The organism is Vibrio cionasavignyae, assembly GCF_050337155.1.
Lineage (GTDB): Bacteria > Pseudomonadota > Gammaproteobacteria > Enterobacterales > Vibrionaceae > Vibrio > Vibrio nomapromontoriensis.
Genome location: NZ_JAKJSR010000012.1, coordinates 285566 through 309173, shown reverse-complemented (window position 1 = coordinate 309173; position 23608 = coordinate 285566). Strand labels below are relative to the sequence as shown.

The following is a 23608-nucleotide window of genomic DNA, read 5'->3' as shown; positions in this document are numbered from 1 at the left end:
AAATTAGCCGTGAACGCCTGGAGGTCCAAATACGAAGATCTGAAGCATCCACACAGTAAAACCGTAACCACCTACGATCGCCACACTCAAGAGAGGAAAGAAAACTGCGCAGATGAAAAAGAAAGACTTCCATTCCATACCATGTTTTTCAGTGCTCTCAACTTTGTTAACATCACTCATACATTTGCCTATTTTGTATCGTGTTAAAGCTGCGATTTACTCTTATGAATAAATCAATTATTGAAACTATTCTAAGGAAAATGCTAAACCATACTATGTGTGTGGTTCAACCAATTCCGACCTCTCAACCCTTGTTAATCAACACTTTTTTGAGGTCACCCTAACTTGTTATTAATTAAATGTTGATATATAAAAATGTGAATGGATGTGAAGAAATAATATCTGTACAAGTATGTAAACAAGATCGCAATTATGCAACATTTCGCGGAATTATCCGTGCTAGAGTCGGATGAGATTTCATCAAATAGTGGGGAATGTCGTACAAAAATGTTACGTAAGAGTTAATAGAAGAGATCAATAACTGCCAAAAATCAGTGTGTGATTTCCAATAGTCCCGTAAAATAACGCCATCATCCCTTTGACGAAAATAGTGGTTATGCAAGACGTCATAGACATAACTTGGTGGCAGTTACTCGGATTTTCGACAACCTTATCCATCCCCTTTTTGATAAGCCGATACTATGCGCTCAATCTAAACAAAGACGCTTGTATCAGCATTCTTCGAATGACAGTGCAGCTCGCTCTCGTTGGTCTTTATCTTGAATATTTGTTCTACTTAGACAACATTTTCATCAATGCAATTTGGTTAACCGTGATGGTCATCGTTGGTGGAAGTGCTATTTTAAGCAAAGCCCGATTACCTAAGAAGCCGTTACTGCCTTATATCGTCCTGTCACTATTGATTGGTTTGTTACCTATCATCACTGTGCTATGTGTGGTGATCATCCAACCTGTCCCTGCTTATAGTGCCCAGTACGTTATTCCTCTTGCAGGCATGCTACTTGGCAATAGCCTGAGTGGGAATATTGTCGCGCTGCAAAACTTTTATGGGGCATTACATGACCGCTGGACAGAATACGAAGCTGCAATTTCGTTAGGGGCACCCGTCCCATTGGCCACACTGCCCTTTGTACGTCTTGCCCTACAAAAATCACTAGCGCCGATTCTCGCGACCATAGCAACGACTGGCTTGGTATCCTTACCCGGCATGATGACTGGTCAAATTTTAGGCGGAGCAAGTCCCCTTGTCGCCATTAAGTATCAACTGCTGATTATGCTCGCCATTTTTGTCATGATGAGTGTTTCTATTACTATTAACTTAAACCTGATTGTTCGGCGTGGATTTAGTCGTTCCGGTATGCCTTATGTATCACCACAACATGATACACGCTGAATATTGCTGTTTTTCGAGCACACCCATTCGAGATATTGCATTCCTTTTATAGCGCTCTCAACATCAAAGGTGCGCGATACTATCGTCAATATCTGTATTGTTAAGGCTCTTAAGACGAATCAAAAATGCCTAAAAATCATGTTACACACCTACTTTAAACTTGGTTATCCACAGGATATGTGGATAACCAAGTTACTGAGTTATTGATACTTTTCTTAATCAATGAAAAATAACAAAACCCTTCACGTTCATCTGTTCGTCATACGCAATAAGTAATTTGATTACTCGTTAGTCAGTGCAATGCACTCTGCCGCAAAATCAAAAGGGACGAGGGAGAAGCTATATGGAAAGCAAGCTTAATTGGATAACGTACAAAGCCAGTACAGAGCGTGATTCGGATTCCATGCAAGATAACGGCAAAAACTGGTTAATTTGCACACCAGCAGTGTTGTCTGAGTGTCATTCAGCTCCGCCTTGTGAGTTATCACCAAAAGCCTTTAACGATAGTTTTAGACACACTATTTTTTAGACACACGATAGCTTTAGTCATCATTTTCGGGTTAGCCGTTGCCATGGCGTGAGTCAGAGTCCTCGCCTTAACCGTCACTGAAATAGTAATAAGCACCGAGAGAAATGGGTGTTGATAAATTTAAACGAATAAAGCGCCCGGAAGGCGCTTTATTCGTTAGTTGGCGGATTTTTATAAGGTGTTAATGGCTAGGCGATGTCGCACCGCTCCCACAAAAGGTATGCATTACCTGACTTAATCGCGTAAATAGATTAACCAGTACAGCATTCCGACAAAGATGCCACCGCCGATTATATTACCCAACGTCACTGGAATAAGATTATTAGTGATAAATGCCAGCAAATTTAAGTCAACAAAATCTGCTGGCGTCGCACCGATGTTTTGCCAAAATTCTGCGGGTGCAAAGTACTTAATTCCAACCGCCATTGGAACTTGAAACATATTGGCAATACAATGCTCAAAGCCTGCTGACACAAACATCGCAACAGGCAACACCATCACAATGATCTTGTCTGTCAATGTTCTGCCGCTAAATGTCATCCACACTGCAACACAAACCAAAACATTACACATAATGCCTAACGCGACGGCCTGCCAAAATCCATGGTGCAACTTATGCTGAGCAATTTGCATCGTATTTAGACCAACCTGCCCTGCATCGAATAGATATTGCTTAGCGGTAAGCATTATCGCAACCAGGAACAATGCTCCTAGCATATTGCCAAAATAGACAACAGCCCAGTTCTTAAATAACGCACCCCAAGTAATCTTACCGCTTGCTCTGGCAACCAGCGTCAACACTGAACTGGTGAACAACTCACCACCCGTAATGATCACAAGTACTAGGCCAAGACTAAACGCCAATCCACCCAAGAAACGGGTTAAACCCCAAGGTAAATCATCAGCGCCGGTAGTGATGGTGGTATAAAAAATAAAAGCGATACCAATGTGTAAACCTGCCGTGATGGCAAGTAAAAAGGATTTCATTGGATCTTTCGTCGCTTTACCTACACCCGCCTCAGCGGCACGCTCTGCCATTTGTGGTGGCAACAAAGCATCGAACTGGTTCATTTCCATTTTCTCAATACATGTTTAGTAACAATTTGGTGGTGGCGGATAATGCTCCCAATCAATAGATATGGCAAGTGACATTTTCACTCATTATCAATATAAATATCTCATCCATGCTAAACCACAAAAAAATTACTTAAAAAACAATTAGAAGGTAGATAGTCCACATTTTTGCAGCCTTATTTTTCACCCGATTTTTTTCAAAAAAAAACACCGCCAACTGGCAGTGCTCTTCTGGTCACTCTGACCTTATGTCAGTATGTTACTATCAGGATAAAACGGTCAGTCCGCAGCTTGCTCTTGCAACGCACTAACTAACTTCTTCAGATTTTCAATCTCAGCTCTATTATTAGCGGCTTTATCCATCGCCTCGGACACGACTTGGTCATTTGCGCTCTGAACATCTCCACGCTGCATTTCCAGCAGTGCCAGTTTTTGCTTAAGTAACGCGTTCTCTTTACGTAAAGCAATGGACTGATCCGCTTTATTTAGCATCTCAACATCGTGCGCTATTCGCTCTGATTGCGATGTAAGATCCTGATCTCGGTAGTCATTGCCTTTCGCAGCAATGGATATTTTATGAAGACGGGATTCTGCATCCAACACTAACGGCTCAAAGTTAGACTTTTCAACATTAGACAACTTAGTCACCTCGGAGACGATAGCCTCCAGTCGTCGAAACTGGAAGTTGATGCTATCCACATCATGTTCAATGGTTTCAAAATCGCGTGGTGATTGGCTCACAAGTTTACGTAATTCCAAAATGCCCTGCTCAACATAGCTAAAGCTAATCGGTGCCATCACATTGTACCTAGCCTTAGACAACGAAGATAACTTTTGCGCCAATGGTTCCACGTATATCGCATCGATCACACGAACCTCAAGTGCCATCGCTTTCTCCAGAAATATGGCCTGATAGCTTTCCGCCCGATCCACTTCTGACACAACTAGGTATTCAAACAAACGCTCATATTCGCGCGTCACACTGGTCGTCGCGTGGCGGAAATACTTTGCTGCCTCTATTTTTCTTAAGTAGGCCATCTGGGTCATTGCTGGCTCAAGCAACTCATCGGCCTGCTTTTTTAAACGTTGGATCGCGGTAAAGTTATACTCCACGCTATTAATGCGATCTCGAAACGCAATCGCGTATGTTTCGCTGGAAAAGACGGAATGCTTCACATCAACTTGCGACGGATCTTTTCTCATTTCAATAAACAGCTCATGCGCGTCTTTCCATGAAGACATCATATCGCGATAATTTTCCGGTGCGTATATCCTTAATGACTCCGCATCTTCCAGTTGATTAGCCCACATCGAATGCGTTTTTAATACGTCTTGATAGACTTGATTTTGTGCTTGCTGAATCTGTTCAGGACTCAGATTCGGATCTCGCTCAACCGCCGTAGGAGTTGATGCACAAGAAGTAATGCCCAAAACACACATGAGTACCACAACCGCTTTGCGCGTAGACATTTTCGCTCCTTTACAACTAGATAGCCGCAGCGTATCTAGCCAACTAAAATCATAATAATTATGGATCTTCACTCACTATATGCAAACTCGAAAGTAAAAGACATGACTTAGACATTCAAATGGTTACAATTCATCCACTTAGAGTAAAAATCTTACAGAATACATAGAGAACACGGGGTCATCTAACAAAATATTCACTATCTGATTGTCATTACGCCCAAATCACTCTATGTTGATCGGACTATCTAAATGAAAAGGCACAGCTATGAAATTAACGTTAGAACACCTTGCCGAAATGAACTTGCTACTGCAATTTGACTTAAGCAGTTCAGCTACTGGAATCAAAGTTCATACCGACGCCAACGAAGAGATGCAAAAAGCAGTCCAACAGCTTCATGCTAAAGGACTATGTACCATGCCTGACGGTGGCTATTTAACGAGCGAGGGAATTGAAGTGGCAGAACATGCCGATAAAATCTTGCGAGTATTGAACGCGAACCTGTAATTCTGATGCTTTTCCCTATGAGGCGGCAGCTTTCTTCCGCCTCATCTATTTCCAACCTAGCGTACCCGTATGATCCTCATAGCAACTGGTTATCAAACCCGTATTTAGTGGTTATTAAAACTTCCTACCCAACGTTGATACGGCTGATATTTGTCATACACCCAATTAAATATCGTGGTGTAAAAAAAGAAAAAAATTAAAAATCCCGCCTCAATTAGTAATGCCATCCATAATGAAACCTGCAAAAACCACGCGATGACAGGAATAGTGAACAGTATAAGACCGGCTTCAAAACCGATAGCATGTACCGCTCTCACTAATATTGAGCGCTCACTTCGCCCCCCTGGAAGCCACTTATCAAACTGAACGTTGTAAATGTAATTCCAAATAACAGTAAATATACTCATTCCGATCCCGACCGTCATTAATGACAACGATTGACTTCCCGTAGCCATAGAAGCAACAGGCACAATGATAGCTAGAGCTAGCACCTCAAAAACAACAGCATGGAATATTCTTTCTTTATTATTCATAGCGATAACCTAAAATACCAATAATCAACATTACCAATATTATTATTATCCGCTATTCTAACCTCATTGAATAACGAGATTCCATCAGGATAACTGATATGTTAAGTATCGAGCAAATAGAAGCGTTTATTACGACGGTAGAAACCGGTTCGTTTTCTGCTGCCGCTCGGCAACTTGGGAAAGTGCAGTCGGCAATAAGTCAAAATATTATGAACCTTGAAATCGATTGCGGCGTCGAAGTATTTGACCGCAGCAAGCGCTACCCAATTTTAACGGAGGCGGGCTCTAAGCTCCTGCCCTACGCCAAAGCCACTATGATTCAACACCATCGACTGTCTGAACTTGCTGGTAGTTTAACGCTCACTGACATACAACCTATTGTACTTGCTGTAGACGAAGGGATCCCACTAGAACGCATCACTCCTATCCTAAAAGCATTGTCACAAGAATTCCCAACCCTGCAGCTTGAGTGCCTACTCGCCTCCAGTATCGACATCATTGAGATGGTGCAATCAGGGCGTGCAACTTCTGGGCTCGTATACGGCGAGCACGTCATTCCATTTTCGTTGGATTTTGAACATGTCGGGGCATTTGAATTCGATATCTTTGTTGCAGCATCACACCCTCTCGCTCATACAATCGCCCCCCATATTGAAATACTGAGCTTACATCGACAACTCGTCGTAAGCTCAAGAAACGCGCAAGAAAGCAGCTTTCATCAAATTCTAAGCCCAGATGTCTGGTATTCGGATAGCTACGCTATGATTATGGAATGGTGTATTGAAGGGTTTGGCTGGGCCTATGCGCCTTCCTATATGGCAAAAGCCGCACTTGAGCAAGGCACGTTGGTTCAAGTTCCTATAGAATTTGAAAAATTGTCAGCAATCATCAATATCGACTTAATCCAACACTCTGGGAAGAGTAAAGACGCTGGTCATAAAAAATTACGAGAGCTACTACGACATCGCTTCGAGGACGTTTAATATGAATGGAAATCACATACTCATTGTGGGGGCTGGCTGGCTAGGTCTTCCACTTAGCAAAGCCTTAATTAGCCGTGGATACCCAGTGACTGCAACCCGTACCTCTCAACAAGGTTGTGACGTCCTTACCGAAAGCGGAATCGACAATTTATGCTTAGATCTCAACACGCTTCGAGACGAGAGTGACGAGCTTGCGTTGACTAACCAACTCGTCAACAAACAAATCACTACCATCATTGGCTGCTTTCCCCCTGGCTTTAGACAAGGTGGTGGAGCTCGCTACGCGTCGCAATGGAACCAACTCTGCCAAATTGCCAAGCGCTTAGAGGTAGATAAAATCATCATGGTAAGCTCAACAACTGTCTACCCAGAGACTGCTGAGCTCATGACAGAAGATATGGCAAGGCTGCCTATCGCTCGTGGACGAGAGGACTTTACCGCGAAATCCATCATCATGTTGACGGCAGAAGAACACGTTAGAAATTCGACATTGGACTACGCCATCCTACGTTGTAGTGGCTTATTTGGCCCAGAGCGCCACCCTTCTAGGTTTGCTTCTAAGCTAAAATCGGTGAGTAATCAAGCTTCAGCAAATATGTTACACCTTGATGACGCAATTAATGCCATCATCTTTTCACTCGAAAATATCCAGTCTGGCGTCGTCAATGCAACGACACCCACCACCTGCGACAAAGTCACCTTTTACCGAGCAGCTCTGCGTTCGGTAGGGCTTGATACATCGCTTAATTTAGTCAATTCCGAGCCTGGGAAAACCATTTCCAGCGAGAAACTGCAGCGACTGGGCTATCACTTCAAATACCAACACGTTTTGGATGCGCTGTAGCTTTTGGCTGCGTAATAGTTATAAGTAACGGTGCTGTCATATTATCGATACAAAAAAAGGAAGCGTTCGCTTCCTTTTTAATACCATTAAATTTTTGCTGAGACTACTTACCAAGTGCCTCTTTATAGTGCTGACGACACGCGGATACGTACTGGTCATTACCACCAATTGCGACCTGATCACCTTGGGCTATCGCTACACCATTTTCGTCGGTACGAATCACCATATTGGCTTTACGGCCACAATGACAGATGGTTTTAAGTTCAACCAGTTTATCTGCCCAAGCAAGTAAGTATCGACTGCCTTCAAACAACTCACCTAAGAAATCGGTTCTTAGTCCGTAACACAGAACTGGGATGCGCAGCTTATCTACAACCTCCGTCAGTTGATAGACCTGTTCTTTAGAAAGAAACTGGCATTCATCAACGAGAATACAATGTCGTGGATTTTCAGCATGAAGCGTTGCAATCACATCATAAAGGTCGGTGTCCGGGCGAAATAGTTGAGCATCAGACTGTAGACCAATTCGAGAACTTACCTTACCAACACCATAGCGATCATCTAGAGCTGCAGTAAAAATAAGTGGGGTCATTCCTCGTTCTTGATAGTTAAACGAAGATTGAAGAAGAGTTGTAGACTTACCCGCATTCATCGCTGAGTAATAAAAATACATCTGAGCCAAAATGTTACACCACATCTAAACTTAAAAATAAGCCCTTGTCAGGCAAGGGCTAGATAATAATTTACGTTACGTTCAAAACACTGATGAATTATTTACGACGCCATGTAGTGCCGGCGGCGCCATCTTCAAGAACAATGCCCATCTCCGTCAATTTGTTACGAGCTAAATCAGCATTCGCCCAATCTTTTGACGCTCGAGAATCGTTACGAAGCTTAATCAACGCTTCAATCTCAGCCACTTCATCATCATCGCCAGCATCACCTTTCAGGAACGCTTCAGGGTCTTGATGTAAAATACCAATAATATCAGCCAGTTCACGCATCACAGCGCCGAGTTGGCTTGCTTGCTCAACGTCGACAGTTTTCAGACGATTGATTTCACGAGCCATGTCGAACAGCACTGAGTAGGCTTCTGGTGTATTAAAGTCATCATTCATAGCCGTAGTAAAACGTGTTACGTACTCTTCGCCACCCGTAGGTTCTGCATCCGCATCTAAGCCACGCAATGAAGTATAGAGACGCTCTAGCGCCGCTCTTGCCATATTTAGATTGTCTTCGCTGTAGTTTAACTGACTGCGGTAGTGACCAGACATAAGGAAGTAACGTACCGTTTCAGCGTCATAGTGGGACAATACGTCACGAATAGTAAAGAAGTTGCCTAATGACTTAGACATTTTTTCTTTGTCGATCATCACCATTCCGCTATGCATCCACGTATTCACATAAGGCGTGTCATGAGCACAGCAAGATTGAGCAATCTCATTCTCATGGTGAGGGAACTGCAAATCAGAGCCACCACCATGAATGTCAAAATGGTCACCAAGAATAGAAGAGTTCATCGCTGAACACTCGATGTGCCAACCTGGACGACCAGGTCCCCAAGGTGATTCCCATGTTGGCTCACCTGGCTTAGACATTTTCCACAGTACGAAATCGAGCGGGCTACGTTTCGCCGTTTCGATATCAACACGAGCACCCGCTTGCAGTTGTTCAAGATCTTGCTTAGATAGTCGACCATAATCGTCAAATTTACCGACTTCAAACATTACATCACCGTTGTCAGCAACATAAGCAAAGCCTCGTTCAATAAGACGCTCGACAAGCGCTACGATTTCTTCAATAAACTGAGTGGCACGAGGCTCAACATCAGGGCGCTTCATATTTAGCGCATCAAAGTCTGCATGCATTTCACCAATCAAACGCTCAGTAAGTGAATCACAGCTTTCGCCATTTTCATTCGCTCGCTTGATGATTTTGTCATCAATATCGGTGATGTTACGTACGAAGTTTAGATCGTAACCAACGTATCGAAGATAACGAGATACAACGTCAAAAGATACAAACGTACGGCCGTGACCAATATGACAGAGATCGTAAATAGTGACCCCACAGACATACATACCAACTTTGCCAGCATGAATAGGTTTGAATTCCTCTTTTTGTCTCGTCAGTGTGTTGTATATTTTTAACATGATCTCTATCTGGATTATTACGTTCAAAAGTATCGTCGATTATAACCATAAACCTCAACAGAATGGAGCGCTTAAACGAAGAAAACTCACAAATTGTCGTCATGAAACCCCAATCTCATCAATATCGAACAAAAACCACGCGCTGAGTGACGGATCTGTGTATTTGCCCGTTTGCTTGTCACCTCAGTTAAGCTAGAATCGTGGTTTCAACATAAAAACACGATAATAGGTATTCATCATGATCACCCTTCATACTAATTTCGGCGACATCAAGGTTCAATTAAACGAAGAGAAAGCACCAGAAACAAGTGCAAACTTTCTACAGTACTGCCGTGATGGTTTTTACGACAACACTTTGTTCCACCGTGTTATCGATGGTTTCATGATTCAAGGCGGCGGCATGACGTCTGGCCTAAAAGAAAAAACAACACGTGCAACTATCAAAAATGAAGCAAACAATGGCCTAAGCAACAAAGTAGGTACATTGGCTATGGCTCGTACAATGGAACCTCATTCTGCTAGCTCTCAGTTTTTTATCAACGTAAACGACAATAAATTCCTAGACTTCCGTTCAGAGAGCCTTGATGGTTGGGGTTACTGCGTTTTTGCTGAAGTTGTTGAAGGTCTAGATATCGTAGAAAAAATCAAAGGCGTTAGCACTGGCTCTATGGGTATGCACCAAGATGTACCACTAGAAGAAGTTATTATTACCAGCACAACGATCCACGAGTAATGGTGAGGGAGAGCGTGGCTCTCCCCTTTTTAATATGACGACACTATTTATATCTGACCTGCACCTCTCGCCTTCTCTTCCCGACACAACGGAATGCTTCATTAAGTTTATGCGTCATGAAGCGGTACACGCTGATGCCTTGTATGTACTCGGTGATTTATTTGAATTCTGGATCGGCGATGATGACCCGTCCGATTTTGCTGAGTCTATTCGCCATGAGTTTAAGCAATTGACCAACTCAGGCGTGCCGTGCTTTTTTCTGCAAGGTAATCGTGATTTTTTACTCGGCAAGCGTTTTTGTCGCGATACAGGCGTCACGCTATTACATGAGCAAACCGTTATTGACCTGTATGGGAAGAAAGTTGTGGTATTACATGGTGATACGCTGTGTACTGACGACACAAAATACTTAGCTTACCGTGCAAAGGTCAATCAGCCTTGGCTGCAATGGATTTTTAATCGCCTCCCATTCTTTACAAGACAGCGTATTGTTAATAAGATACAAGGCGATATCCGTGTAGAGAAAGTTGAAAAATCGCTCGACATTATGGATGTCGCACAAAGCGCGGTGGAAACCGTAATGAAGGCGGAAGACGTAGGTATGATGATTCATGGTCATACGCACCGTCCGAATATTCATACATTCAATCTTGGAACCGAAGAATATACGCGTATCGTCTTAGGAGATTGGTACACCCAAGGCTCTGTGTTGGTCTGTACGCCAGAAAAACAAGAACTACAAGTACGAGATTTTGTTGAAAGCATGAGCCATTCCACAGAAAATCCGACAGATCGATAGTCAACGTTACCTATTAAACGTTAAGATAGTTGATACGTTTATGAGATCATGATGCCAAATTTGAAATACTCGTACATTGCCAGACAACCTATTTTAGATATCCAACAAAAAACAGTTGGTTATGAGTTACTCTTTAGGGATGGCCCAAATAATACGTTTCCTGATATCGACCCAGATATCGCCACTAACCGACTACTTTCGGAACATTTTCTGGCAACGCATTACAGTACGATTGGCGATAAACTTGGCTTCGTGAACTTTCCTTATCAAAGTCTGGTCAATCTGGTCCCAACCCTTTTCCCGAAAGACAATTTGGTGGTTGAGATTCTTGAAAGCTGTGAGCCGACACAAGAATTATTATTTGCAATCAAAAAGATGGCAAATGCGGGCTATACCATTGCTCTGGACGATTTCATTCCTAAAAAAGAATGGCTGCCTTTCCTGCCCTATATCTCTATCATTAAGGTTGATATTCGCCAGTTTTCCCTCGACAAAGCAAAAGCATTGATTGAAAAGTTGCAGCCACACAACATTACTTTTCTTGCCGAAAAAGTAGAGACCTATGAAGAGTTCGAACAGGCCAAGGCGATCGGATTCACGCAATTCCAAGGCTATTTCTTTAGCAAACCACAGTTGATACGACGTAAACAAATCAAGCCGTCGTTTTTAACAGTGGTTCAACTGTGCAAAGAAATTTCTAACCCTGATATTAATTACGATGAGCTTGAACGCTTGTTCTCTGTTGACGTGACGTTGTCATACAAACTACTCACATTCGTTAATTCATCCTATTTGATCCGAGCAGAAATTAAGTCATTTAAGCAAGCATTGGTCTATTTAGGAGACGATCGTTTACGCAAGTTTATTTCCTTAGTCGCCATTACATCAACGCAAGACGACAAACCAGACTCACTTTATAGCCTGTCGATACAACGCGCTCGATTTTGTGAACTCATCCTACAAGATTTAGATAGCAATATTGAAGATGGGCTTGGCTTTCTAACAGGTATGTTTTCTTTGCTAGATTCGCTGTTTGACCAACCTTTAGAAGAGCTAGTTCATAAAATGCCAATCAATAATCTGGTTAAGTCCGCACTGGTGATCAAGCAAGGTAAGCTGGGCGATATCCTTTGCTTAGTTAAAGCGTACGAAAGTGCTGACTGGTGCTCTGTCATCTCGATTCGCGACAAGTTACGACTGAATGATGATAGACTAGCAAAGCACTACGACGATGCGATAAAATGGACCGAAGATCTACTTACGATCGAATCTGAATATCACGCTCACGCTTAATCTGGACCAACTATGTCACTTTGCTTTTGTGGTAGCCAAGTAGATTTTTCTGCTTGTTGCCAACCCGTTCATCTCAACCCTCTTTTAGCCAATACACCAGAGCAATTAATGCGCGCGCGCTTTTGTGCTCATATGACAAAAAATGTCGATTTTGTTGTCGCAACCTATCATCCTAGCTGTCACGCTGAAAATGAACGAGCATCCATTGCCGAGTCTATCAATGAGCGTTGGACCAAACTTGAAGTGGTAAGTACCGAAGCGGGCACGAATCCAAATGAAGGGTATGTGACATTTAAAGCCTTTCTTGAGCAAGATGGGTTTGAACATTGCCTTTCAGAATGCTCTCGATTCCTGTTTGAAAACAACCAGTGGTATTACGTTGATGGTGAGCTAGATGACAGCATCGCCCCTCGTCCGCTTACTGTTGCGTCAAGCAAAGTAGCAAGAAATGATCCTTGTCCATGTGGTAGCAATAAAAAATATAAGAAGTGTTGCGGCTAGTTATCTCACACCGCTCATTATTTGTCCGATTCATACGTACTCAGCAATCAAGACGACTAAGGAAAACAGCACGTCAGCAACGTGCTGTTTTCAATGTTACCTCTGATAGGCCTTAAATTGATTAGTGAGCGGATCATACTGATAACCTAACATATCAAGCTTGCTTATCACGCCCTCGACATCCATCTCATACATGCAAACCAGTTCTTCAAAGGAGTCGCACTCTAAGCGCAGTTTCTCATTGACGATACCCAATAAAATAATACTGTCAAAACTACTTACATTACTCAAATCCATAGTCATACTCCCTAAAAAAGGCCAGTCTTTTTAAGACTAGCCTTTTTTAACCAAATAGACAGGTAGCTGTCACAGACCGTGACACGATTCACTCAAAGGCAACTACATCTACATCTACATCTACATCTACATCTACATCTACATCTACATCTACATAAAGGAATACAGTCTAAATAGCCCGACACAAGCAGAAAGCAAGCAGAAAAAAGCAAAACTTAGTTGGCGTTTTTCCGGTGCGGTATGGCGGATAAGGTGCCAGATCCAGCACACAATACCAGCCAACAACATCAAGAATGACATGAGTAATTCGATTAAATAGCCCTGTGCTACTTCTTCAGGCCAGTGATAGGCGTTGACTAAAAATACCAATGCAAACGCCATTGCCAATATCACACCAGTTAGAGGTAAGATTTTATGGAATGCTTGCAAGCGAGAACGCGCAATCACCAGCAGCAAGTGGGCAAACGCACAGCCGAGTAGCAGTCCAGAGATCAACAACGCAACGCCCTGCCCTAATGTGGCTTGGGAAGAAATAACAATGCCAGAAAATGCCAATCCAAAGCCATTCGCTAAATGGATAACCCAAAATGGCCCTTTATCTCTTGTTTTTCCGGTTTTCACTTTTGAGTAAAAATAGAAAATAGCGAAAACAACCAGAAATGCTTCTACTTTTAATGACGCAATAGCGAGCCACAAAAGGCCGATAGCCGGAAAAAGCTTATGGATACGACCTCGCTGCCCCGGACAAATATCGCCTTTGGCCAAAATGAGCGTAAGGATTAAAAGGGTGATCGTAAGGGCTGGTGCCAAAAGTGTTAATATTGCAGTAACCATAATTCCAAGTGATGACTGGGCTAAAAGTGCGCTGATAATATATCAGCTCAGCATAATTTACTATTCCCTCTCCGCGCTTTCCACTTACTGCTATAACCCTACAGGCTATATCCTTATAGACTCTAATGACAAAGTCATTAGTTTTGAAGTCTCTGAGTTAGGAGTATATAATGCGCGCCTCCAAAGTTAGAGGTCAACTCATGTACAACGACATAACCCCAATCCATGAAACCAAAAAATACTGGGCAGAATGCTTCGGTGTCGCTCCCTTTCTGCCAACAAGCAGAAAAGAAATGGACGCACTTGGTTGGGACAGCTGTGACATTATTATTGTAACCGGCGACGCTTATGTCGATCACCCTAGCTTTGGTATGGCGATCATTGGTCGTTTGTTAGAAGCGCAAGGCTTTCGAGTTGGCATCATTGCTCAACCAGAATGGCAAAATAAAGACGCTTTTATGACTCTCGGTCAGCCTAACCTGTTCTTTGGTATTACTGCCGGGAACATGGACTCCATGATAAACCGTTATACCGCGGACAAAAAGCTTCGTCACGACGACGCTTATACACCAAATAACGAGGGTGGCAAACGTCCAGACCGTGCAACACTAGTCTATTCTCAGCGCTGCCGTGAAGCCTACAAAGAATGCCCAATTGTACTCGGTGGCATAGAAGCTAGCCTACGTCGCATTGCCCATTACGACTACTGGTCTGACAAAGTCCGTCGTTCGGTTTTATTTGATGCGAAAGCGGACATACTGCTTTTCGGGAATGCTGAGCGTGCCTTGGTTGAAGTCGCTCATCGCCTGGCTGACGGAGAGGACATCGCCACATTAACCAACATTCGTGGTACAGCGATCAACCTTCCAGCAGAGCCTGAAGGTTATACCATCATCGATTCTTCTCGAATTGAGAAACCAGGTAAGGCGTTCGTACCACAAAACCCTTACGCCGTAGAGAGCAATTGCGACACCAATAAAAAAGAACCCGATGTCACGGTAGAAGCAAAACCGATCGCAATTAGACCATCACGACACGACTCCAAGACGACAGCAGTTCGACTTCCTCCGTTTGAAAAGCTGAACAATGACCGTATTCTATATGCGCATGCAAGCCGTGTCATGCACCTAGAAACCAATCCATATTCAGGTAGAGCGCTCATTCAGCGCCACGGTAATCGTGAATTATGGGTTAACCAAGCTCCTATTCCTCTCGCCACGGAAGAGATGGATTATGTGTTTAGCTTACCTTACGCACGTGTTCCACATCCAATGTATGGTAAGGCTAAAATTCCGGCATATGACATGATCAAAACGTCCGTCAATATCATGCGTGGTTGCTTTGGTGGTTGCTCATTCTGTTCTATTACAGAACATGAAGGTCGTATTATTCAAAACCGCTCAAAAGAGTCGATCATCGGAGAGCTCGAAGAAATCCGAGATAAAGTTCCTGGATTTACTGGCACTATCTCTGACCTAGGTGGCCCAACAGCGAATATGTATCGCTTAGGCTGTTCGGACCCTAAAGCTGAAGCGAACTGTCGTCGCCCATCATGTGTGTTCCCTGGAATCTGTAACAAACTCAATACCGACCATAAACACACCATCGATCTTTATCGATCGGCAAGAAAAGTTGATGGTATTAAAAAGGTGATGATTGCTTCTGGAGTTCGATATGACTTGGCAATTGAGTCACCAGAATACGTTCGCGAGTTGGTCACTCACCATGTCGGTGGCTATTTAAAAATTGCTCCTGAACATACAGAGAAAGCCCCACTGGATCTTATGATGAAACCAGGTATGGGTACCTATGACCGCTTTAAAGAGATGTTCGAGAAATACAGTAAAGAGGCAGGTAAGAAACAATATCTGATCCCTTACTTTATTTCAGCTCACCCTGGAGCAGAGGATGAGGACATGTTGAACCTTGCACTTTGGTTAAAGCGCAATGAGTTCGAGTGCGACCAAGTACAAAACTTCTACCCTTCTCCAATGTGTAACGCGACATCAATGTATTACTCAGAAACAAACCCGTTAAAACGAGTGAAATACAAGAAGCGTGAAGACGTACCTGTAGCAAAAGGGGAACGTCAACGTCGCCTACACAAAGCACTATTACGCTACCACGATCCGGCAAACTGGCCGATGATCAGAGAAGCCTTAACCAATATGGGCAAAGCCTACCTTATTGGTGATAAAGCAAGCTGCTTGGTCCCAGCTGAAGATGTCGATTCACAAACACCGGCACAAAGACGAAAGTCAGGACGTCATGGTGCAAACCGTTTTGCCACCAAGCACACCAAAGGGCAGCCGGATATCCGTACCGATAAACCAAGAAATAGCAAAGGACCAAAGGCATCAGGCGGTCGAAATAATGACAACCGCAGTAATGGTAGTCGTACCAATAATGCGCCGCACTCAGCAGGTAAACCTAACAAGAATCGCAAGCCACGAACGCGATAGAGGCTAAGTATACTCCGTCTACTCTCTGCATTAAAAAGCGCTTCTCATATTGAGACGCGCTTTTTTTATTTTGAGAAACCAACCTTTCTAATTGGTTAACTATCTGATAAGACGCACTTTAATAAACTGGCACAGTTGATGCTTTTTCAATATTGTCACCACACTTTCGAGGCAATAGACATGGAACTAGTTAAAGCAGAAACCAATAACCATACTCTACGAGTGCAGCTTTTTGGAGACTTTGATGCAAGAGGTAGCCGCGAAGCCCAGACTGAAATTGATAACATTATCCACAACGATTGGCATCATGAAGTCGAAGTAGACCTAAAGAAGGTCCACTTTATGGATTCTTCAGGCATCGGTGCTATTGTTTATTTGTATAAGCGTCTGATTGAACGTGAACGCATAATGAGAATAGAAAACGTCACGGGTCAGCCATTGCAAATCATGAAGTTATTAAGAATTGGGCAAGCTATCCCAGTCAACACGCACGTCAACAACGAATACTTATAACAACAGCGTTTGGCTTCATCACGTTGAGCTAGGAGTAATATATGGATATATTTTCTCACGTAAAAGTTGCCACTGTTTCCGCCGCTATTTTGCTGTTAGCGGCGTGTTCAAGCTACCCTGAAGAAGGAACGGGTGGCGTTGCAGAACAATACGCGGGTTCAGATTTTTCCCCCGTCATGCCAGATGAACCACTAGGCCCAGAGCACGGACTAAGATTTGATTGGAAACTCGCAAAGCTTCAGCTTGACTCACTCATTCGTGAGGGGGCGAGCTGGTGTTTCCCAGCCGCCGTATTACAAGCCCAAGAAAAACAAAATCGTATTGCGAGAGAACTAGAAGGTGGACTATGGATTGACGCCGCCAATGATATCGTTATTCAACGCAAAAAGCTTAATGACTTGGAACTACGTCTCGACTACTTTCGCTCACAAGCAGCCTGCGCACCCCCAATGCAAGGTGACGATTTCAACAACTTGATGCAAGTCGTCCAACAGATTTACGACCTTCTTAACGTTGATAATCAATTTGCCGTAGATTCAACGGAAATTAACCCAAAGTACATGGGGCACCTTGCCGAAGCGGCGAATATCCTAAAACGTCACACTTCTATTCGCCTTTCCGTAACTGGTCATGCCGATATTACTGGTAGCAGTGAACACAATGACAAACTCGCTTTAGGTCGAGCGCAGCAAGTTAAACGCTACCTGTCTATATTCGGCTTAAACCCTCAAAGAATTGATACCTATTCCCTAGGAGATGAATTGCCACTATATGAAGGTAATTCCGATGGTGTTCGCTTAACAAACCGCCGAGTCAGCATTGAAGTCCTTGCCGACGATGCCAGCAGCACTGCGATGGAGGCATTATAATGAAATCAATATTGGCTCCGGCTCTGTATTACCTAACCAGCTTGCTTCTTCTAGTATCATTGTCACTTCATGCTGAGACAAAACAAGTTCAAGTTGGTGACCTGATTCAAGTAGACTTACCCGGCGAGTCGACGCTTAATCGAGGCTTTCAAGTCGATAAGCGCGGTCGGATCTCACTCCCAGAAGTCGGGACTATTTTTGTCGCCGGCTACGATGAAGAACAACTTGCAACAACGGTAACCACCGCGTTATCCCAAGCCTTCCGTGATACAACGAATGCTAAGGTGTACATCGCTGAACGACAAATACTCGTATCCGTTCAAGGCTATGTGACATCTCCGGGCGAATATACTCTTCCCCACAATTCTAATATCCAAATGGCCTTGCACGCCGCAGGCGGTCTACGCTCTGGCGCACAGCTAAATAAGATGATTCTAAAAAGAGGCGCTGAACGTCAAGATTTTGATTACAAGCGTTTTCTTGATACAGGAGATGATAACAACCTGCCCACCTTACAATCACTTGATACGCTATTTGTTCCGGCCTCCCCACTCGTGGGCAACATAGAACAAGAGTTTGATCCCTCTAAACTCGCGGATGCTGGTGACAGTGCTGACGCAAAAAAAGCCATCAAGGTGTTTGGCGAAGTGAATGCGCCCGGTTCGTTTTCTTACAAATCTGGTACCGACCTTGTCGACATTCTTATGCGCGCCGGAGGCGTTACTCGCTACGCGGGTGTCGAACAAATTCGAGTCATTAGTAACAATGTCCCAATATTATTTAACCTTAAACGTTACTTAGACTCTGGCGATACCTCACAGCTTCCTCCGTTGGTTGCTGGCGCGACCATTTTTGTGCCAAAACAAGAAGAGGAAATCAAATCTGGAGCGAACACCGTTTATGTCATGGGTGAAGTTGCGAGTCCCGGTGCTTACGAAGGAAAGCGTGGCGCAACATTTATGGATATCCTTGCCAATGCAGGAGGACCAACTCGATTTGCGGAGTCACGTCAAATTAGAGTCATCAAAGCAAGCGGAAAGGTCGTTAAATTCGATATGACCGCTTTTACAGAAGGACTTAAAGGGAATAGAGCACCGGACATTGGCCCTGGAGACGCGATTTTCGTACCAGAAAAGACCGACATGAATGAAAAGTCATGGCTAAAAATAGCCCCTGACCGTGCGGTTAATGTTATTGGTGAAGTGGTGCGCCCTGGCCGTATCGAGTGGTCAGATGAAATGGATTTAATGGACTTATTGGCGCATGTTGGAGGTCCGACCCTGAGGGCTGATACGACAAAGATTGAAATCGCTAATGGTAGAAAAATGAAGGTTTTTGACCTTGATAAGTTCATTAAAAATGGCGCGCCTCAATCGGGACTGCCTTATATTACCGCAGGCACCATTGTTCGCATTCACGATCTACCGCAAGATCCGTCAGACAATAAATCACAATGGGTTAGACAAAGCTCAGATGCATCAATTTACGTATTTGGCCAAGTCAATGCTCCCGGCCGCTATCGATTCACAAAAGAGATGCACTTTCTTGACATTCTTTCGGCTGCTGATGGTCCAACCAAGGATGCAGATATACATAATATTCGCGTTACTCATCGCGATAAAACTTACGCCAAAGTGAGTAAGTTGAATCTCTCTCTATACTTTGAAACCGGGGATGAGTCCATACTACCTAATGTACTTCCGGGCGATACCATTTATCTTCCTGAAAAGGATAAAAACTGGCTTGATACACCGAAAGAAGAAACGGTAAGGGTACTTGGCGCCGTGAATAATCCCGGTCGTTATTCATTTAACGACAACATGACCATCCTAGATATTTTGGCAGAAGCTGGTGGTCCAAGTGATAAAGCCTACCTAGAAAAAATCAGTGTGGTCAATATGTCCTGCTGCCAAGGCCAAGCTCGATCTTTTGACCTGGTGTCATTTAGTAAAACTGCTGATATCAGAAAGCTCCCAGTACTTCGAGCTGGTGACACCATTTATATTCCTGATAGAAGAGACAGCTTAGCCGAGAAAGCGCGCCTTGGTCTTAGCGATATTCTAAAGCTAACCACCACCATTATTTTAATAGGAGCGCTATAATGACTATTCCGGCGACTCACTCAGAGATTGAAGAAATTTACCTCAATGCAGAGCTTCATCAATGTCGCTCCCTGTGCATTTCCGCTTGTAATGAAGAAGAAGGCACTTCGTCGATTGCCCAAGCATTAACTGAGCGTTATTTACTTGCAGGATATAGAACCTTGCTAGTCGACCTCAATATGCATCACCCGAGTTTATTGCCGCTCTCTCTAAATAGCAAAGATCATTCTGTAGAAGAGACTGACGAAGCGTGGGTACAGCACAATGCCTCGCCCCGTGTTTTTCTTGGTATTGCCGCTCCAAGCGACCCAGCGACTAGGCTCACCTACAAAGATCCCCGCTTATTACAACAAGAAGTCACTCATTGGTTAGAAGAGTATGACCGCGTGATCATTGACACTTCCCCCATTCTCAACGTAAACAAAAATAACATTCCTGCACCTTGTGTCGCCAATGCGTGCGATGGCACTATTTTGGTCGTGTTAAGTGGAGTGACCGTCATCAACCAAGTAGAGGATGCCATTACACGTCTCACTCAAGGCGAACGTACCCGTGTACTCGGCACCGTTCTAAATTATCAACACCAACCGTCTCTCGCTTCAGAGATCTGCCGAGAAATCGATCGATTCAGTTGGCTACCACAAACTCTCACTGCGCGCCTAAAGCGCTCAGTCAATAACAATCGCTTTTTGTCATTGTCTATTTGAGGATGTATCTACCATTAAGACTTGATAGTCATTTTTACAGTGCAACTTATGATTAAAACCTTAACCTTCATACTGTTACCGATAAAAAACATTAACAATGCTCAGTTTTCGTCTATGCTTAAAGTCATCAAGGATGAATAACAAGAACAAGGACTGAGACATGACTCCGAAAGTACTTCTCATAGAAGACTCGTCATCTCTTGCTGTACTCTATAAACAGTTTTTGAAAGATGAACCCTACGACGTCATTCATGTCGCGACTGGCGGTGAAGCAAAGCGCATGCTTGAACGCACATTGCCTGCCCTAGTTATTCTCGATTTGCAACTTCCAGATATGCAAGGTGAAGTGATATTAGAATGGATTGCAGAAAAAAACCTGCAAGTTCCTGTCATTATCGCCACTGCACACGGCAGTGTTGATATTGCGGTTCACTTAATACAGAAAGGGGCAAAAGACTTTTTAGAAAAGCCCATTCGAGCCGACCGTCTCAAAACCTCGATTAGCATTCATTTGAAGCAAGCAAAACTTGAGCACATGTTGGACGATATCCAACAACGTTTAGACCGACAGCATTTTCATGGTTTCATCGGTGCCTCACTGCCAATGCAGGGGGTATATAAGATTATTGATGCGGTCGCAAACACCAATGCCAGCGTCTTCATTATTGGTGAAAGTGGCACGGGTAAAGAAGTGTGCGCTAACGCAATACATAATGAAAGTGACCGTCGCGACAAACCATTTATTGCTATTAACTGCGGTGCTATCCCAAAAGATCTCATGGAGAGTGAAGTTTTTGGTCACATGAAAGGCGCATTTACAGGCGCGACAACCGATCGAAAAGGCGCAGCAACCCTCGCCCATGGCGGTACGCTATTCTTAGACGAACTGTGCGAGATGGATTTAGAGATGCAGAAGAAGCTTCTGCGATTTTTGCAAACCGGAACCTTTACACCTCTAGGTGGTACGAAAGAACATAAAGTCGATACACGCATTATCTGTGCGACCAATCGTGATCCCCTTCTCGAGGTCCAAGAAGGACGTTTCCGGGAAGACCTTTACTATCGGGTTCACGTGGTCCCTGTCCATATGCCTCCATTAAGAGAGCGGGGGCAAGATATCGTTACGCTTGCTGAACATTTCTTAAACCAGTATGCCAAGCAAGATAACCGTCGCTTCCAAAGTATTTCACAAGATGCCCAACGCTATTTTAAAAAATACGCGTGGCCAGGTAACGTGAGACAGCTTCAAAACATTATCCGCAATATTGTCGTACTTAATGACGATAAATCGCTTGGTGTCCAACACTTACCCCCTGAAGTGAAATCTGGTAGCCCCTCGGTTTCTCTGAGCGTTGTCTCACCGCAACATCCCTCAATCACCACTCCCCCTTCGCAAATACGCGAAGTTTCGTCAACAAACCATGATGTTGCAGCTAGAGACGTATTACCCAATGGTATCGAACGCCGTAAGTCTGATATTCACCACCCCGAGATGGAGCCAGAGCCTGTCTTTTCTCAGCAGCACACTGCAAGCAACGATGCCTCCTCATCAACATCAGACATTAGTAATAGCAATGGCATAAGACCAATGTGGCAAATAGAAAGGGAAGCTATCCAACAAGCTATTGATTTTTGTGATGGAAATGTCCTGAATGCAGCGGTATTGCTCGAACTCAGCCCATCTACCGTGTACCGTAAAAAGCAAGCATGGGAATCTGAGGAAGATGCCTATCAACAATAACGTTTGGCTTGTTTTAGACAGCAGCCAATTTGGCGGCATAGAAACGCATGTTCTAGAGCTTGCTAAAGGATTGAAGCACCACCAGCAAAACGTCGTTGTGGTCATATTTGACCAGTACGACGAGTCACCACCTTTAATTGAAAAACTCAAACAACATCAAATTGCTACGCTAATACTCAGTACCCACTACCCCAACGTTCCAATATGGCGACAGTTACACTGTGCGATTCAGCAGGCAACCGCGTCATCAAATACCCCCGCAGTCATCCACTCCCACGGTTATAAAGCCAACATTCTAGCGAGGGTTACTCGCGTTTGGGGCCGTTACCACAACATCGCTTTTGTCGCCTCATTCCATGCCGGCGAGACCCCATCGGGCAAAGTTCGGCTATATGACTGGTTAGACCGTTATAGTTCAGTCTATAACCATTTGCGTATTGCTGTCAGTGAAGCAATATTGGCAAAGCTACCTCGTAGACAGGATGCAGCACTGGTTAATAATTTTGTTCCACTTCAGCCTGTTCAATCGCATTGCCACAACCGAATCGCTTTTGTTGGGCGTCTGAGTGAAGAAAAAGGACCGGATCGCTTTCTAGAGATCGCAGCATCCTGCCCAAGTGGTCACTTCGATATTTATGGAGACGGGATCATGCTATCGCAGCTGCAAGATAATGCTCCGTCCAACGTGACATTCCATGGCCAACAAAAAACCATGGATGTAGTGTGGGAGCGCATCGATCTACTGCTCATTACCTCCCGATTTGAAGGGTTGCCCATGGCTGCATTAGAAGCCATGTCTAGGGGCATACCCGTGATGAGTTTCCCGCTAGGGCAACTGCCCACATTAATTGAAACCGACAAGAATGGCTGGATTGTCGAATCCAATCTAGAAATGGTGACCGCACTCAATAGATGGCTAGAAATGCCAGCTAAACAGCGCCAACGGCTCAGCCAAGCGGCTCATCGACAAATTCAACAGCACTACTGTACTGACATTATCATTCCACAATTACTTGACCTATACCAACACGCCTCACCAGAAACATCACTGTAGTATTGAGAGCAATAAACCATCGGTTTTCTGTCTTTAACTCTGCTCTCAAGCGAACCCACTCACATTGCAAACTGATTCCTATATTGAGAATCCCTGTCACTCGTCCTTAAAAGCACGCCAGTAAAATTGTAAGTTATTGTTTTTAATCATATATTTTGTTGGCATTGCAATTGCTCTAGTAAAGTATCGATTGAACTA

Annotated in this window: 23 protein-coding genes and 1 pseudogene; 16 read left to right on the top strand and 8 right to left on the bottom strand. The window is 43.8% G+C overall.

Going from position 1 to position 23608, the window contains the following annotated elements:
• Nucleotides 1-3 precede the first annotated feature (3 nt).
• A complete protein-coding gene (gene torE, locus L4D74_RS09250) occupies nt 4-180 on the bottom strand; it encodes a trimethylamine N-oxide reductase system protein TorE (protein WP_250616776.1) in 177 nt (58 codons plus the stop codon).
• A gap of 436 nt (nt 181-616) precedes the next feature.
• On the opposite strand from torE, the gene L4D74_RS09245 reads away from it, so the two are divergent.
• Together L4D74_RS09245 and L4D74_RS09240 are read left to right on the top strand one after the other, a co-directional pair.
• Nucleotides 617-1414, top strand: coding sequence for an ABC transporter permease (locus L4D74_RS09245; RefSeq protein ID WP_428751838.1), 798 nt, complete (start codon nt 617-619; stop codon nt 1412-1414).
• 343 nt (nt 1415-1757) lie between these two features.
• The gene (locus L4D74_RS09240; RefSeq protein WP_428751837.1) at nt 1758-1943 is read left to right on the top strand and encodes a hypothetical protein; all 186 of its coding nucleotides are present in this window, start codon (nt 1758-1760) and stop codon (nt 1941-1943) included.
• A 234-nt stretch (nt 1944-2177) separates the two neighbouring features.
• Here the strand turns inward: L4D74_RS09240 and focA are convergent, their stop codons facing one another.
• On the bottom strand, nt 2178-3020 hold the full coding sequence (gene focA, locus L4D74_RS09235; protein WP_428751836.1) for a formate transporter FocA: 843 nt from the start codon (nt 3018-3020) through the stop codon (nt 2178-2180).
• Between the two features lie 276 nt (nt 3021-3296).
• Nucleotides 3297-4487 (bottom strand): BAR domain-containing protein, encoded by a 1191-nt coding sequence (locus L4D74_RS09230; RefSeq protein ID WP_428751835.1) that lies wholly within the window; start codon nt 4485-4487, stop codon nt 3297-3299.
• Nucleotides 4488-4752: 265 nt separating this feature from the next.
• Here L4D74_RS09230 and L4D74_RS09225 point away from each other — a divergent pair, with 265 nt between their 5' ends.
• Nucleotides 4753-4992: a TIGR02647 family protein gene (locus L4D74_RS09225; protein ID WP_428751834.1), complete on the top strand. Its 240-nt coding sequence runs from the start codon at nt 4753-4755 to the stop codon at nt 4990-4992.
• A 104-nt stretch (nt 4993-5096) separates the two neighbouring features.
• Here L4D74_RS09225 and L4D74_RS09220 read toward each other — a convergent pair whose 3' ends face one another.
• The gene (locus L4D74_RS09220; RefSeq protein ID WP_428751833.1) at nt 5097-5525 is read right to left on the bottom strand and encodes a PACE efflux transporter; all 429 of its coding nucleotides are present in this window, start codon (nt 5523-5525) and stop codon (nt 5097-5099) included.
• A gap of 98 nt (nt 5526-5623) precedes the next feature.
• Here L4D74_RS09220 and L4D74_RS09215 point away from each other — a divergent pair, with 98 nt between their 5' ends.
• Together L4D74_RS09215 and L4D74_RS09210 are read left to right on the top strand one after the other, a co-directional pair.
• Nucleotides 5624-6508 (top strand): LysR family transcriptional regulator, encoded by an 885-nt coding sequence (locus L4D74_RS09215; RefSeq protein WP_428751832.1) that lies wholly within the window; start codon nt 5624-5626, stop codon nt 6506-6508.
• A 1-nt stretch (nt 6509) separates the two neighbouring features.
• Nucleotides 6510-7352 (top strand): NAD-dependent epimerase/dehydratase family protein, encoded by an 843-nt coding sequence (locus tag L4D74_RS09210; RefSeq protein ID WP_428751831.1) that lies wholly within the window; start codon nt 6510-6512, stop codon nt 7350-7352.
• A 103-nt stretch (nt 7353-7455) separates the two neighbouring features.
• Here the strand turns inward: L4D74_RS09210 and L4D74_RS09205 are convergent, their stop codons facing one another.
• A complete protein-coding gene (locus L4D74_RS09205) occupies nt 7456-8034 on the bottom strand; it encodes a thymidine kinase (RefSeq protein ID WP_428751830.1) in 579 nt (192 codons plus the stop codon).
• Between the two features lie 88 nt (nt 8035-8122).
• Entirely contained in the window at nt 8123-9505 is a 1383-nt protein-coding gene (cysS, locus tag L4D74_RS09200) for a cysteine--tRNA ligase (RefSeq protein WP_428751829.1), read from the bottom strand.
• Between the two features lie 238 nt (nt 9506-9743).
• Between cysS and L4D74_RS09195 the strand changes: the two genes are divergently transcribed.
• The 4 genes from L4D74_RS09195 to L4D74_RS09180 are packed head-to-tail and all read left to right on the top strand — an operon-like array spanning nt 9744 to nt 12831.
• On the top strand, nt 9744-10238 hold the full coding sequence (locus L4D74_RS09195) for a peptidylprolyl isomerase (RefSeq protein ID WP_428751828.1): 495 nt from the start codon (nt 9744-9746) through the stop codon (nt 10236-10238).
• A 34-nt stretch (nt 10239-10272) separates the two neighbouring features.
• A complete protein-coding gene (gene lpxH / locus L4D74_RS09190) occupies nt 10273-11037 on the top strand; it encodes a UDP-2,3-diacylglucosamine diphosphatase (RefSeq protein ID WP_428751826.1) in 765 nt (254 codons plus the stop codon).
• Nucleotides 11038-11097: 60 nt separating this feature from the next.
• Nucleotides 11098-12330: an EAL and HDOD domain-containing protein gene (locus L4D74_RS09185; RefSeq protein WP_428751914.1), complete on the top strand. Its 1233-nt coding sequence runs from the start codon at nt 11098-11100 to the stop codon at nt 12328-12330.
• A gap of 12 nt (nt 12331-12342) precedes the next feature.
• On the top strand, nt 12343-12831 hold the full coding sequence (locus L4D74_RS09180) for a YchJ family metal-binding protein (RefSeq protein ID WP_428751825.1): 489 nt from the start codon (nt 12343-12345) through the stop codon (nt 12829-12831).
• A gap of 96 nt (nt 12832-12927) precedes the next feature.
• Here L4D74_RS09180 and L4D74_RS09175 read toward each other — a convergent pair whose 3' ends face one another.
• Nucleotides 12928-13128, bottom strand: a complete 201-nt coding sequence (locus L4D74_RS09175) for a DUF4250 domain-containing protein (RefSeq protein WP_428751824.1) — start codon at nt 13126-13128, stop codon at nt 12928-12930.
• A 150-nt stretch (nt 13129-13278) separates the two neighbouring features.
• A complete protein-coding gene (locus L4D74_RS09170; protein WP_428751823.1) occupies nt 13279-13962 on the bottom strand; it encodes a hypothetical protein in 684 nt (227 codons plus the stop codon).
• A 200-nt stretch (nt 13963-14162) separates the two neighbouring features.
• Here L4D74_RS09170 and L4D74_RS09165 point away from each other — a divergent pair, with 200 nt between their 5' ends.
• The 7 genes and pseudogenes from L4D74_RS09165 (at nt 14163) to L4D74_RS09135 (ending at nt 23410) form a co-directional block, all read left to right on the top strand.
• Nucleotides 14163-16424: a YgiQ family radical SAM protein gene (locus L4D74_RS09165; protein ID WP_428751913.1), complete on the top strand. Its 2262-nt coding sequence runs from the start codon at nt 14163-14165 to the stop codon at nt 16422-16424.
• Between the two features lie 180 nt (nt 16425-16604).
• Nucleotides 16605-16937, top strand: a complete 333-nt coding sequence (locus L4D74_RS09160) for an STAS domain-containing protein (RefSeq protein ID WP_265673466.1) — start codon at nt 16605-16607, stop codon at nt 16935-16937.
• Nucleotides 16938-16978: 41 nt separating this feature from the next.
• Nucleotides 16979-17806, top strand: coding sequence for an OmpA family protein (locus L4D74_RS09155; protein ID WP_428751822.1), 828 nt, complete (start codon nt 16979-16981; stop codon nt 17804-17806).
• Between the two features lie 83 nt (nt 17807-17889).
• Nucleotides 17890-19908, top strand: a pseudogene (locus L4D74_RS09150) (SLBB domain-containing protein); the annotation flags it as partial.
• Entirely contained in the window at nt 19908-20615 is a 708-nt protein-coding gene (locus tag L4D74_RS09145; RefSeq protein ID WP_428751821.1) for a P-loop NTPase family protein, read from the top strand. The pseudogene L4D74_RS09150 and the gene L4D74_RS09145, both read left to right, overlap by 1 nt.
• A gap of 160 nt (nt 20616-20775) precedes the next feature.
• Nucleotides 20776-22356: a sigma 54-interacting transcriptional regulator gene (locus L4D74_RS09140; protein ID WP_428751820.1), complete on the top strand. Its 1581-nt coding sequence runs from the start codon at nt 20776-20778 to the stop codon at nt 22354-22356.
• Nucleotides 22340-23410, top strand: a complete 1071-nt coding sequence (locus tag L4D74_RS09135; protein ID WP_428751819.1) for a glycosyltransferase family 4 protein — start codon at nt 22340-22342, stop codon at nt 23408-23410. Before L4D74_RS09140 ends, L4D74_RS09135 begins: the two co-directional genes overlap by 17 nt.
• Nucleotides 23411-23608 lie beyond the last annotated feature (198 nt).

Coding starts and splice junctions, on each gene's coding strand:
- L4D74_RS09215 (WP_428751832.1), top strand. CDS start 5,624: ATGTTAAGTATCGAGCAAATAGAAGCGTTTATTACGACGGTAGAAACC.
- L4D74_RS09180 (WP_428751825.1), top strand. CDS start 12,343: ATGTCACTTTGCTTTTGTGGTAGCCAAGTAGATTTTTCTGCTTGTTGC.
- L4D74_RS09140 (WP_428751820.1), top strand. CDS start 20,776: ATGACTCCGAAAGTACTTCTCATAGAAGACTCGTCATCTCTTGCTGTA.
- L4D74_RS09195 (WP_428751828.1), top strand. CDS start 9,744: ATGATCACCCTTCATACTAATTTCGGCGACATCAAGGTTCAATTAAAC.
- L4D74_RS09175 (WP_428751824.1), bottom strand. CDS start 13,128: ATGGATTTGAGTAATGTAAGTAGTTTTGACAGTATTATTTTATTGGGT.
- L4D74_RS09245 (WP_428751838.1), top strand. CDS start 617: ATGCAAGACGTCATAGACATAACTTGGTGGCAGTTACTCGGATTTTCG.
- torE (WP_250616776.1), bottom strand. CDS start 180: ATGAGTGATGTTAACAAAGTTGAGAGCACTGAAAAACATGGTATGGAA.
- L4D74_RS09220 (WP_428751833.1), bottom strand. CDS start 5,525: ATGAATAATAAAGAAAGAATATTCCATGCTGTTGTTTTTGAGGTGCTA.
- L4D74_RS09135 (WP_428751819.1), top strand. CDS start 22,340: ATGCCTATCAACAATAACGTTTGGCTTGTTTTAGACAGCAGCCAATTT.
- L4D74_RS09170 (WP_428751823.1), bottom strand. CDS start 13,962: ATGGTTACTGCAATATTAACACTTTTGGCACCAGCCCTTACGATCACC.
- L4D74_RS09155 (WP_428751822.1), top strand. CDS start 16,979: ATGGATATATTTTCTCACGTAAAAGTTGCCACTGTTTCCGCCGCTATT.
- L4D74_RS09160 (WP_265673466.1), top strand. CDS start 16,605: ATGGAACTAGTTAAAGCAGAAACCAATAACCATACTCTACGAGTGCAG.
- lpxH (WP_428751826.1), top strand. CDS start 10,273: ATGACGACACTATTTATATCTGACCTGCACCTCTCGCCTTCTCTTCCC.
- L4D74_RS09230 (WP_428751835.1), bottom strand. CDS start 4,487: ATGTCTACGCGCAAAGCGGTTGTGGTACTCATGTGTGTTTTGGGCATT.
- L4D74_RS09165 (WP_428751913.1), top strand. CDS start 14,163: ATGTACAACGACATAACCCCAATCCATGAAACCAAAAAATACTGGGCA.
- focA (WP_428751836.1), bottom strand. CDS start 3,020: ATGGAAATGAACCAGTTCGATGCTTTGTTGCCACCACAAATGGCAGAG.
- L4D74_RS09240 (WP_428751837.1), top strand. CDS start 1,758: ATGGAAAGCAAGCTTAATTGGATAACGTACAAAGCCAGTACAGAGCGT.
- L4D74_RS09210 (WP_428751831.1), top strand. CDS start 6,510: ATGAATGGAAATCACATACTCATTGTGGGGGCTGGCTGGCTAGGTCTT.
- L4D74_RS09225 (WP_428751834.1), top strand. CDS start 4,753: ATGAAATTAACGTTAGAACACCTTGCCGAAATGAACTTGCTACTGCAA.
- L4D74_RS09145 (WP_428751821.1), top strand. CDS start 19,908: ATGACTATTCCGGCGACTCACTCAGAGATTGAAGAAATTTACCTCAAT.
- cysS (WP_428751829.1), bottom strand. CDS start 9,505: ATGTTAAAAATATACAACACACTGACGAGACAAAAAGAGGAATTCAAA.